This is a genomic window from Veillonella sp. (genome assembly GCF_015058545.1).
In the GTDB taxonomy this organism is placed as follows: Bacteria; Bacillota; Negativicutes; order Veillonellales; family Veillonellaceae; genus Veillonella_A.
In genome coordinates this window covers 17,625-28,783 of the sequence record NZ_SVCB01000137.1, presented here as the reverse complement: position 1 = coordinate 28,783, position 11,159 = coordinate 17,625, and the positions used below count along the sequence as shown (strand labels likewise).

The 11,159-nt window shown below is 43.7% G+C and carries 10 protein-coding genes, 1 other RNA gene and 1 other annotated feature; all 11 genes read right to left on the bottom strand.

Features of this window, described 5'->3' with window-relative positions; translation table 11 throughout:
* Window positions 1-59: 59 nt before the first annotated feature.
* Window positions 60-402, bottom strand: a transfer-messenger RNA (tmRNA) gene (ssrA, locus tag E7204_RS08770).
* Window positions 403-664: 262 nt separating this feature from the next.
* Window positions 665-1,144 carry an SsrA-binding protein SmpB gene (gene smpB, locus E7204_RS08765; protein ID WP_295183719.1) on the bottom strand — a complete coding sequence of 160 codons (480 nt, stop codon included), beginning with the start codon at window positions 1,142-1,144 and terminating at the stop codon, window positions 665-667.
* Window positions 1,145-1,170: 26 nt separating this feature from the next.
* A complete protein-coding gene (gene rnr, locus E7204_RS08760; RefSeq protein WP_295183715.1) occupies window positions 1,171-3,654 on the bottom strand; it encodes a ribonuclease R in 2,484 nt (827 codons plus the stop codon).
* Between the two features lie 46 nt (window positions 3,655-3,700).
* Window positions 3,701-3,937, bottom strand: coding sequence for a preprotein translocase subunit SecG (gene secG / locus E7204_RS08755; RefSeq protein WP_127058512.1), 237 nt, complete (start codon window positions 3,935-3,937; stop codon window positions 3,701-3,703).
* A 14-nt stretch (window positions 3,938-3,951) separates the two neighbouring features.
* On the bottom strand, window positions 3,952-4,623 hold the full coding sequence (gene sigH / locus E7204_RS08750; RefSeq protein WP_295183712.1) for an RNA polymerase sporulation sigma factor SigH: 672 nt from the start codon (window positions 4,621-4,623) through the stop codon (window positions 3,952-3,954).
* An 81-nt stretch (window positions 4,624-4,704) separates the two neighbouring features.
* Window positions 4,705-5,241, bottom strand: a complete 537-nt coding sequence (locus E7204_RS08745; RefSeq protein ID WP_295183709.1) for an NYN domain-containing protein — start codon at window positions 5,239-5,241, stop codon at window positions 4,705-4,707.
* Window positions 5,242-5,259: 18 nt separating this feature from the next.
* The gene (rlmB, locus tag E7204_RS08740; RefSeq protein WP_295183705.1) at window positions 5,260-5,988 is read right to left on the bottom strand and encodes a 23S rRNA (guanosine(2251)-2'-O)-methyltransferase RlmB; all 729 of its coding nucleotides are present in this window, start codon (window positions 5,986-5,988) and stop codon (window positions 5,260-5,262) included.
* Window positions 5,989-6,019: 31 nt separating this feature from the next.
* Window positions 6,020-6,487 carry a ribonuclease III domain-containing protein gene (locus E7204_RS08735; RefSeq protein WP_295183703.1) on the bottom strand — a complete coding sequence of 156 codons (468 nt, stop codon included), beginning with the start codon at window positions 6,485-6,487 and terminating at the stop codon, window positions 6,020-6,022.
* A complete protein-coding gene (gene cysS, locus E7204_RS08730) occupies window positions 6,477-7,931 on the bottom strand; it encodes a cysteine--tRNA ligase (protein WP_295183700.1) in 1,455 nt (484 codons plus the stop codon). The genes E7204_RS08735 and cysS overlap by 11 nt, the downstream gene beginning before the upstream one ends.
* Window positions 7,932-7,980: 49 nt before the next feature.
* Window positions 7,981-8,184: a binding site (T-box leader), on the bottom strand.
* Between the two features lie 127 nt (window positions 8,185-8,311).
* Entirely contained in the window at window positions 8,312-9,532 is a 1,221-nt protein-coding gene (gene pepT / locus E7204_RS08725) for a peptidase T (protein WP_295183697.1), read from the bottom strand.
* Window positions 9,533-9,649: 117 nt separating this feature from the next.
* Window positions 9,650-11,116, bottom strand: coding sequence for a glutamate--tRNA ligase (gene gltX / locus E7204_RS08720; RefSeq protein ID WP_295183694.1), 1,467 nt, complete (start codon window positions 11,114-11,116; stop codon window positions 9,650-9,652).
* Window positions 11,117-11,159: the final 43 nt, after the last annotated feature.

Below are 11,159 nucleotides of genomic sequence, written 5' to 3'. Positions count from 1 at the left end.
TTTAGGTCTAACTTTAAGGGGTCGGTTCACCATCAGTAGTGACTCTCCTTATTTTAGTATGGTGGAGACGAGGGGAATCGAACCCCTGTCCAAAAGTGTTGCCCCACAGACTTCTCCGAGTGCAGACGCTGTTTTAGATCTTAGCTAACTTTCGTACAACGACAAACTATATTAGCCCAGCTCTGTTGTTTAACCTACTATACTAGAGCAAATATATTAGGCGAGCCCGTAGTTTGACGCCTTATCCCAGATCACGGGCAGATCCGAGTAAGACGTAGCTTATGCAGCTAATGCAAAGTTTTCTTTTGCGTTTAATTTAAAAGCCCCACCGTTTAACGGCCAAATGGAACGCCGACTCGCTATCTATGATACACGCACCCCTGTCGAAACCATTACGTCCCCATGTGTGCATGATTAATTATAAACAACTGCAGGATAACTGTCAAACAAAAAGGCGAATTTTGAACTAATGGTTTATATATAAGCCTTTGGCCAAGTGCACCGTTTCTCTAAAATAGGGTAATAAAAAACAGACATTAATTTAGACGCCGCCGGTGCACTCTAGAAAGAGTTACACCTTAAGGCGTCTTTATATTGCTTCAATCGTTATTTTGCCCTACACGACCTAATCCTTAAAAGAATTGGGTTAATATAGTTGTATTCCTTAATAATCGCGGCTCTGTTCTTTCATGCGGCGACGAATATCGCGCTGTGCATCACGCTCAGCCATATCCTGACGCTTATCGTAGTTTTTCTTACCAGTAACAAGGCCAACAGTTACCTTAATTAAGCCATGAGCGAAGTGGAAATTGAGCGGCACCAAGGAAAAACCTTTTTCCTTCACCTGCCCCAACAATTTATGTATTTCACTGCGATGCATCAATAATTTGCGCGTACGCATTGGTTCATGGTTAAACTGATTGCCTTGTTCATAAGGGCTGATATGAGCCTGATAGAGAAACATTTCACCATTTTGAATGGCACAATAACTGTCTTTCAGATTAAGTCGGCCCTGGCGAATCGACTTAACTTCAGTACCGGTTAAAGCAATCCCCGCTTCATAAGTCTCATGAATGTGATAATCATGTCTTGCCTTACGATTGTCAGCGATTAAACTGGTACTGTCTTTCTTAGTTTTACTCACAAACTACCTCCTAAACTTCGGTACTGCTATTTTTTCTTACCTGATTTCTTTTTGCGCCCTACTTTTTTACTCTGCTTTTTACTCTTAGATTTTTTGGCAAATCTGGCAAAAGCCGCCGGCGTATTATCTTCGTATTCGCGTTGCCAGTTATATTTACTGTCTGTGCTCTTACGTTTACTATTCTTACTGTCTTTTGAGCTTTCTTCACGTTTGCCGGACTTTTCAGCTTTAGAGCCCTTACCGCTCTTACCGGCTTTACCGTTTTTGCCGTTTTTACCGGACTTGCCGGAACGCATACCGCGACTGCCCAAACCGGCACGACGATGTTCACCGGCCAAGGATTTTTCGATTAAAGTCTGCGCATCCACTTCACCCAATAAGAAATCTATCTGCTTCTTATCTTTATCCGCTTTGACGAGTGTTACTTTCACGTCCTGACCCAAATGATAGGTTCTGCCGGTTCGGCGGCCCACCAATAAGAAATGTTCTTCGTCAAAGAAGTAATAATCATCATCCATGGTAGCAATATGAACTAAGCCGTCAATACCGTTTTCCAATTCAACGAACATGCCAAAGGATGTAATTGAGCTGATTTTACCGTCAAAGACTTCGCCGATAAACGGTTCCATGTATTGAACTTTTTTGAGATCATTTGTATCGCGTTCCGCAGCTACGGCAATTTGTTCCTGAATCGAACAATGGTCAGCCGCTTTCGCCAAGTAATCTTCCATATCGTCATATTTATTATAACCATCGCCCCAGTGCAAACGTTTTTTCAGCAAACGATGAACGATTAAGTCCGGATAACGACGGATTGGCGAGGTAAAATGGGTATAACAAGCGGATGCCAAACCAAAGTGGCCCACATTGACCGCAGAATACCGTGCCTGCTGCATGGAGCGCAAGGTCATAATCTGCGCAATCGGTTCAATGTCGGTACCGGCTATACTATCTAAGAATTTCTGAATATCTCTTGGTTCAACATGGCTGTCAGCCAAATGGAACGGTTTGCCTAAATAGGTAACAACCGTCTGCAAAGCTTGTAACTTTTCTTCGCTTGGTTGCTCATGAATACGATAAATTCCCGGTTTATGCGTGTCACGTAAGTAACAAGCTACCGTTTCATTGGCAATCAACATACAAGCTTCAATGATTTTTTCAGCAATTGTACGGTCTTTACGCACAATCTTGAGTGGTGTGCCATCTTCGGCCAATAGAATCTTGTATTCAGGGAATTCAAAGGAAATGGCACCGGATTTTTCACGCATGGCAATTAAAATCTTCGCCACTTCGTGAAGTTCGTGAACCATTGGCATCAACGGTAACAAATCATCAGGAATGATGCTTTGAGTCAACGCTTTATATATTTCGGGATAGCTGCAACGACGGTCCACGCGAATAACGGACGGACTGATGGTAAAGTCAACCACGCGGCCTGCATGGTTGATTTCCATGATACAGCTCATGGCATAGCGGTCTTCTTTGGCATTGAGACTGCAGATACCGTTGGACAATTTAGTCGGCAGCATCGGCACAACCCGGTCAACCAAATATACACTGGTACCGCGCTTATACGCTTCTTTATCAAGCTGTGTATTGCCGCGCACGTAGTGACTTACATCGGCAATATGAACACCTAATTTATAATGACCATTGGCCAGCTGTTTACAACTTACCGCATCGTCCAAGTCTTTCGCGTCTTCGCCGTCAATCGTAATCATCGGCACTTCGCGTAAATCAAGACGTTTACCGCCAAGTGCTACATCAAAGGAGACGCGATCTGCTTCTTTTAAAACTGCCTCAGGGAATGAAAACGGGATTTTATGCTGCGCCATTACGCAGTTAATATCCACACCGACGTCGCCTTTATAACCTAAAATGGACGTAATTTTACCTTCCGGCTGGCGTCCTTTAGCATCAGGCCAACGAGTAATTTCTACCAATACTTTAGCTCCGCTGCGTGCTTCCATAGTATCAGGCAAAGCTACATAAATATCATCAACCAGACGTTCATCATCAGGCGTTACAAAGCCAAACATCTGTTGGCGATCATACGTACCTACAATGGATGTGTTCACATGTTGAATAACTTTTTCCACGCGGCCTTCATGGCGCTGTTCGCCGATACGACCGAAGCGGAAAATATGGACCAAAACTTTATCATTATGCATGGCACCGTTGCGATCGCCGGCACCGATATTTACTTCATGTTGCCCCGTCTCGTCAATAACAAGACCGCGGCCGTTACGAAGGCTCTTATAAGTACCTTCGAACTCTCTTACTTCCTCAATTTTTAATGCTGTTTTTTCAGCCTTGTCGATGAATTTGTAATAGTCGCCGGGCCGTGCTTCTAATAAGCCCGCTTCGGTCAGCGCCTCCACATCTCCCATAAAGGCTTCCAACTCTTCAGACCCTTTTATGCCCAAAATATATGCCGCATCTTCAATGTGATACGCTTCCGGACTAATGGCCTTAAAAAACGCTAAAATCTTATCTTTCATCTCTTCCATAGCCTTATACCCCTACCAAAAAAGCCTGCACAAGGCAGGCTAGCTATTAATATTGATTCAAGTAAATCCCTAAGAATAAGCTCAAGATGGCAAAAATAATCCCCAACACGATAGTGCATTTCGACAATAAACCGTCGATACCACGCGCTTTACCGCCAAATACGGAATCAGCCGCACCACTTACGGCGCCGCCCATACCGGCACTTTTACTGGATTGTAATACAACCACCATAATCAATAAAATAGCAACTACCACTTCTGCAAACATCAAGAAATTTCTCACAATTGTCATCCTTCCTAAGGCTCATTCTTTTTCGCCAATTCACTGCGATGTTCCAAATACTTTTCTAATTTACGCTTTACGCGTTGTAAAGCATTATCAATGGATTTCACACTGCGGTGATATTCAGCGGCAATTTCATTATAGGACTTGCCGTCCAAATACCCCATCAGCACTTTGCCTTCCAAATCACTTAATATGGACCCTATTTTTTCTTCTATATCGGAAAATTCTTCCCGATTGATGAAAAGTTCTTCAGGATCCGTACCCTGGCCTTCCACTAATACGTCCATCAAGGTTCGTTCCGTCTCATCCGCATAAATCGGCTTATTCAGCGAAATATAGGAATTGAGCGGAATATGTTTTTGCCGTGTCGCCGTCTTAATCGCCGTAATAATTTGCCGCGTTACACATAACTCGGCAAAGGCCTTAAACGACGCCAGTCGATCCCCTTTAAAATCGCGCGTAGCTTTATAGAGGCCAATCATGCCCTCTTGGATAATGTCCTCTTTATCTGCACCGATTAAAAAATAAGACCGTGCCTTGGCACGCACAAAATTTTTATATTTATCCACAAGATAGTCCACCGCTAAGTGGTCATCTTGTTCTTGCGCTAATTTACAAATTTGTTCATCTGTTAAATCTACATAACGACGGTACTCATCATTTACGCGTGGATTAACGCACATGCCGACCTCCCACTCTGCCGGATTCGCAGAACCTTACTAATGTATCTCTCATTATACTTGATAGCCCTCGGTTCTGCAAGGTCATTTCTTGCCCCGACGCAAGGTTTCCCACTGCTTGGCTACTTCGCCATCAATTTGATGTCCCAGTTCATTACGCTGTAATTGCAAACTGTCGCGGTTGTGAATGCCTTTATAATACCGCTGTTCGTCGATTTTAGCACGTTCAACTTGGGCTTTTAACTCACGGGCGGAGATACGCAAAGCGCCAAAACCGAGTACTTGGCTCTGCTCCGCATAATCGGAGGTGCATACATATACATTGGCATAGGTGTTTTTAAAAGTGAAAACAGTCCGTTCAATATAGGAATCCGCTGTTTCCCCGTCAACCGTGTATACTTCCATAAAATCGTCCGTAACAAATTCTTCGGCACTGCCGGGATGGGCATATTTTCCGTCAAAAACCAAAATTACACGGTACCCCTTATGTTTACCGTAATTTTGAAGCATATGTTTAATCCGTGACCGAGCATGCTCCAAGGAGCTTTTACTAATCTTCTTTAGTTCCGGCCACGCAAATATAACATTATAACCGTCAACAATTAAAATATCTTCTCTCATGTCGGAGCCTCACTCCTTTTATTGACGCTGCCGAACTGCTTCATACATCAAAATAGCCGCCGCTACCGATGCATTTAAAGAATTAATACGACCATACATAGGAATCGTCACGAGGAAATCACAACGTTCTTTAGTAAGTCGGCTAAGCCCTTTACCTTCATTGCCGATTACAAGTACCAAAGGACTGGTTAAATCAGCCTGATATAGGGTTTGCTGCCCTTCCATATGCGCACCGAGTACCCAGAACCCTTGTTTCTTAAGTTCTTCGATAGTCTGGGCCACATTGCCTACCTGCACTAAAGGAATGGACTCCAAGGCGCCGGCCGACGTTTTGGCTACCGTTGCATTAATCGGCGCGGTGTGCCGTTTCGGAATTAAAACAGCCGTAGCGCCGCAACATTCGGCAGTACGAATAATGGCCCCCATGTTGTGGGGATCTTCAATGCCGTCCAACAAAATTAAAAGCGGCGCTTTATCAGACGGCCAATTTTGAAGCACTTCTCCTAAATCGGCAAATTTTACCGGTGCCGCTAAAGCCACTACACCTTGATGTACCACGCCGTCAGCGTACTTACTGAGCTGTTTATCATCGACGCGGCGCAATTCAATACCTTTATCTTTGGCAAGCCCGATGATTTCCTGTAAGGAGCCCTGCACCTTATCATTCGTAATAAACAAACGCTGAATGGTTCGTCCCGACCGCAAAGCTTCACGCACCGCATTGCGTCCTACAATATAATCACTCATGATATTTCTCCTTTACTCTATCATAACGCATCTAACTCATGCTGTCCAAAGTGTACTGAAACGCATCCTTCATCAAAGTCTGCAAGCGCTCATTTTGGCCTGAGCGATATAAATAACCGAGCACCGCTTCAAAAGCTGTACTGGCACGATATTCCTGTACCGTAGCACTTTTCGGCACATGTACATTACTGTTTCTAGCTCGTTTGGCTATCTGCTGCTCCGCCTCAGTCAAATGACCGTCCGTTTCCCATGCATGAAGAACCTTCGATTGTGCCTTGGCACAGATGCATTCGGTCACAAGGTTGTGCAACACCTGAACCTTCGTAATGCCCGCTTCCGTCATGCGCTCACGGATATATAAGGAATACACCGCATCGCCTATATAGGCAAGCATGAGGGAATCCTCAGCTTCAGCCGGTACAATTCCCTCATGCGTAGTTGTTGCTTTTAATTTTTCAATAGCCGTGGCTCGTAAAAATTGATAGCGCTTAAAGTTCACGTTTCTTCCACCGTGCCCCTTGCGGCGAATCTTCAATTACGATACCGATATTGCCCAATTCATCACGAATGGCATCGGCCAAGTCCCAAAGTTTTTGTTCACGGGCATTTTGACGAACATTCAAAATTACCTGCATTAACTGTTCGTATTCTTCAGCGCCGGCTCCACCTTGAGGACCTTCCCAAGCCTGTTCCAAAATACCGATGATATCAGTCATCATCTTGAAGATATCACGTACTTCAGCCAATGTTTCATGGCAAACTTTACCGTTGCAGTTCTGTACGGCCTGGTAGTAAATGTTGATTTCTTTTGCCAAACCGAACATCGGTGCGCCCGCTAATGCTGTGTTAAAGTCATCGGACATAGCGTCTTCAAACTCTTCCGCATATTTGCGAGCATTATCGAGTAATGCTTTTGCTTCATCATCACATTCCCCTTCTTCCTGGTTTTCCAAGTAGAGAAGGTTCTGAATCGCTGTGGTCATGCGTTCCAAAGATTTATTGGCTTCTTCCAAACGTTCGTCGCTGAAATCAAGTGAGCTGCGATAATGCGTGCTCATCAAGAAATAGCGAAGTGCGTCAGGACTGTATTCTTTCAAAATATCTTTAACTAAGAAGAAGTTGTTCAAAGATTTACTCATTTTTTCCTGGTTAATGGTAATGAAACCATTGTGCAACCAGTAGCGCACGGATGGATGATGGCCGGTGCAACCTTCAGACTGGGCAATTTCGTTTTCATGGTGAGGGAAAATCAAATCGCTACCGCCACCATGGAAGTCGAATTCTTCACCCAAGTATTTGTTACTCATTGTGGAGCATTCGATATGCCAGCCCGGACGACCGTTGCCCCATGGGCTTTCCCAGTAAGGTTCACCCGGTTTAGCACTTTTCCAAAGGGCAAAGTCCATCGGATTCTGTTTGCGGTCATCTACGTCTACGCGTGCGCCTGCTTCCATGTCATCCAAAGTACGACCGGACAATTTACCGTAGTCGGCGAATTTTTCAACACTGTAATATACATCGCCGTCTAATTCGTACGCAAAGCCTTTTTCAATCAAAGTGGCAATCATGTCGATGATTTCATCAATGTGTTCCGATACGCGCGGATATACATCGGCATGACGTACATGAAGGGCATCCATTACTTCAAAATAGGAATCGATATAGCGGTTGGCAATCGTATCCCAAGACACACCTTCCCCATTGGATGTGTTGATAATTTTGTCGTCCACATCCGTGAAGTTCTGTACATACGTCACTTTATAGCCAACGTGCTCTAAATAGCGACGAATTACATCCCAAGTAACAAAAGGACGAGCATTACCGATGTGAGGGTGATTGTATGGCGTAACGCCACATACGTAAATCTTAGCTTCTCCCTCCTTTACCGGCTTAAATACTTCTTTTTCTCTTGTCATCGTATTGTATACTTTAATTTCTCTCATCGCTACCGATGCCTCTCTTCCGTAAAAATAAAAAAAGCCACCATCTCATTACAGAGACGGTGGCCCGCGGTTCCACTCTGTTAAGTACTGATAGCACTCTCTCAAACGCATAACGGGCGTGTCCGAACAAACCTACTCTATTCAGTCTGTCAACTCCCGAATGCATTTCCCCTGGCTATACTTAAACCCTTCCACCAATTAGTTCTCGCTGTAAAGTTAGTCACAAAGTACTTCTTTCGTTCATCGTCTTTAATAACAATTTTATTCGATATATAGAGAATAATACCATAAAACCCTTATAAAGTCAATGTATTACGACTAATTCTATACAAATTATACGGCTAAAATTAAATCGTGTGCAAGTGGTTCCGGTTAATTACTTATTTGCCCGCTGTAGCAATGTTAATAATCGTCTTAACGGCTAATTCCATGTGTTCCACACAAGCGAATTCGTGAGGTCCGTGAAGGTTTTCCACACCGGTAAACAAGTTAGGTGTCGGAATGCCCATGAAGGAAATTTTAGAACCGTCAGTGCCGCCACGGATTGGTTGGATAAGCGGTTTAACACCGGCTTTTTCCATAGCCGCTTTCGCAATGTCTACACATTCCATATGGTCTTTAATGATGTCGTACATATTGTAATATTGATCTTTAAGTGTCAATGTTACTACTTCACGGCCGTAACGTTCGTTTAATACTTTGGCGGCCAATACGAATAATTGTTTTTTGGCTTCAAAAAAGGAACGGTCATGGTCACGAATGATGTATTTCATCGTACCCGATTCCACACCCGTTTCATTGCTGGCGAGCATGATAAAACCTTCATAGTTTTCCATTAATTCAGGAACGGCTGCCTGCGGCAATAAGCGGTCAAATTCCATGGCCAATTTATTGCAGTTAATCATGGTATTTTTAGCAGAACCGGGATGAACGGAAACGCCGTGCAATTCTACGGTAGCCGCACAAGCATTGAAAGTTTCATATTCCAATTCGCCAAGACGGGTACCGTCGATGGTATAGGCAAAATCTACCGGGAAGTCTTTAACATCAAATAAATCGGCACCGCGACCGATTTCTTCGTCCGGCCCGAAGGCGCACATAATAAGACCGTGTTTAATGTCCGGATTTTCTTTTAAATAACGCAACGCTTCCATGATTTCAACGATACCCGCTTTGTCATCGCCGCCTAAAAGTGTTGTACCATCCGTAACAATTAAAGTATTGCCTTTATAATTGGCTAAATTAGGGAAATCGGCTACCCGGCTGTAGATGCCTTTTGCTTCGTTCAACAAAATATCCTGCCCATCATAATCTTTAATAAGGCGTGGAATGATATTTTCCGCATTATAATCGGCAGTATCCATGTGCGCAATAAAGCCGACGGCCGGTACCTGGTCGTTAGTATTAGCCGGTAAAGCACCAATTACAAACCCGTTGTTTTCGTTGATTTTTACATCACTTAAACCTAATGCTTCCAAATCAGCTTTCAATACTTTCGCAAACTCAACCTGAGTCTGAGTACTTGGTACGGAAGTGGCTGCTTCATCAGAGCGCGTGTTTGTTTTAGTGTACCGCAAAAAACGTTCAACCATAGATTCCATATTATAGCCTCCTTTAAAAAAAGAAAGAATATAAAAAAGAATACGGGAGGAAACCTCCCGTATTCAAAAAAATTGACTAATAATAAAGGATGTTAACCTATTACCCAATATAATCAATTACAACTGACTGATGGCTGCATCAAGTCGAGCTAATGTCTTTTCTTTACCGAACAAGGTGATAATATAGTTCAAATCAGGGCCGTGCATCTGACCGGTCGTAGCAATACGAATCGGCATAAATACGAATTTCCCTTTCAATTTGGTTTCTTTCATAATCCCCTTAATCGTTGCTTTAACGATTTCCGGCGTAATTTCATCCAAATCGGCTACGGCTGCACGGAATGCATTGAGCACAGTCGGACAAGTTTCTTCCGCCAATACCGCTTTAATTTCTTCAGCGTGTTCGGCATCCGGAGCCTGAATGTCTTCAAAAATTAGTTTTGCTTCTTCTTTAATCTGAGCACCAAAGCTGATGTGATCTTTTAAGCATACGCAGAGCATGATGAGCTTAGCCTTTTCCGCTTCATCCGGATTAGCCGAAGCATAACCGGCTTCTTGAAGGTGCGGTAAGCATAATTCATATAATTCTTCATCGGATAAATTCTTCATGTAGTTGAAGTTAATCCAGTTCAATTTATCGATATCGAATACGGCCGGATTCTTAGCTACGCGGTCCATGGAGAAGTTTTGGATCAACTCTTCCTGCGTAAATAATTCCTGTTCACCGTCCGGCGCCCACCCAAGTAAGGCCAAGAAGTTGTCGATGGCTTCCGGTAAGTAACCGAGTTGACGATATTGATCAACGGACGTAGCACCGTGACGTTTACTCATCTTCTTGTAATCCTTACCGAGAATCAAGGAAATGTGACCGAATGTCGGCACGTCCCAGCCCAAGGCATTATAGATGGCAATTTGACGAGGTGTATTGGAAAGATGTTCTTCCGCACGAATTACATGGGTAACTTCCATGGTATGGTCATCCACAACAACGGCATAGTTATATACCGGAATACCGTCGGATTTAACAATAACAAAGTCGCCTACACCATTGGATTCGAAGGATACATGGCCGCGAACCATGTCATCAAAGGCAATCGTCTGATTTAAAGGCACACGCAAACGAATAGTGTGTTTGCGACCTTCTTTTTCATAGGCTGCGATTTGTTCTTCCGTCAAATGACTGCAATGACCATTGTATTTAGGCGTTTCACCGCGTTCCAACTGAGCCTGACGTTCTGCTTCCAATTCTTCTTCAGTACAGTAACAAGGATACGCTTTACCTTCATCGAGCAAGCGTTGTGTTACTTCTTTATAAATATCGAGACGTTCGGTCTGACGATACGGTCCGTTTTCACCGCCTACGTCGATACCTTCATCCCAATCCATGCCGAGCCATTTAAGAGCGGCTTTAATGTTCTCTTCGCTTTCACGCGTCGAACGCGCCAAGTCTGTATCTTCAATACGAAGAAGGAATGTACCTCCTTCTTTACGTGCCAATAGCCAGTTGAAAAGGGCTGAACGAGCACCGCCGATATGGAATGGTCCTGTTGGACTCGGTGCAAATCGTACCTTCATCTTTGCCATGATTATATCCGCTCCTTTACTGTATAATACTGTGTTTATAATT

Bases quoted from the DNA above. Each gene is read 5' to 3' on its own strand.
- rnr (WP_295183715.1), bottom strand. From the start codon at position 3,654: ATGGAAGAGATGAAAGATAAGATTTTAGCGTTTTTTAAGGCCATTAGT.
- sigH (WP_295183712.1), bottom strand. From the start codon at position 4,623: ATGTGCGTTAATCCACGCGTAAATGATGAGTACCGTCGTTATGTAGAT.
- E7204_RS08745 (WP_295183709.1), bottom strand. From the start codon at position 5,241: ATGAGAGAAGATATTTTAATTGTTGACGGTTATAATGTTATATTTGCG.
- rlmB (WP_295183705.1), bottom strand. From the start codon at position 5,988: ATGAGTGATTATATTGTAGGACGCAATGCGGTGCGTGAAGCTTTGCGG.
- cysS (WP_295183700.1), bottom strand. From the start codon at position 7,931: ATGAGAGAAATTAAAGTATACAATACGATGACAAGAGAAAAAGAAGTA.
- pepT (WP_295183697.1), bottom strand. From the start codon at position 9,532: ATGGAATCTATGGTTGAACGTTTTTTGCGGTACACTAAAACAAACACG.
- gltX (WP_295183694.1), bottom strand. From the start codon at position 11,116: ATGGCAAAGATGAAGGTACGATTTGCACCGAGTCCAACAGGACCATTC.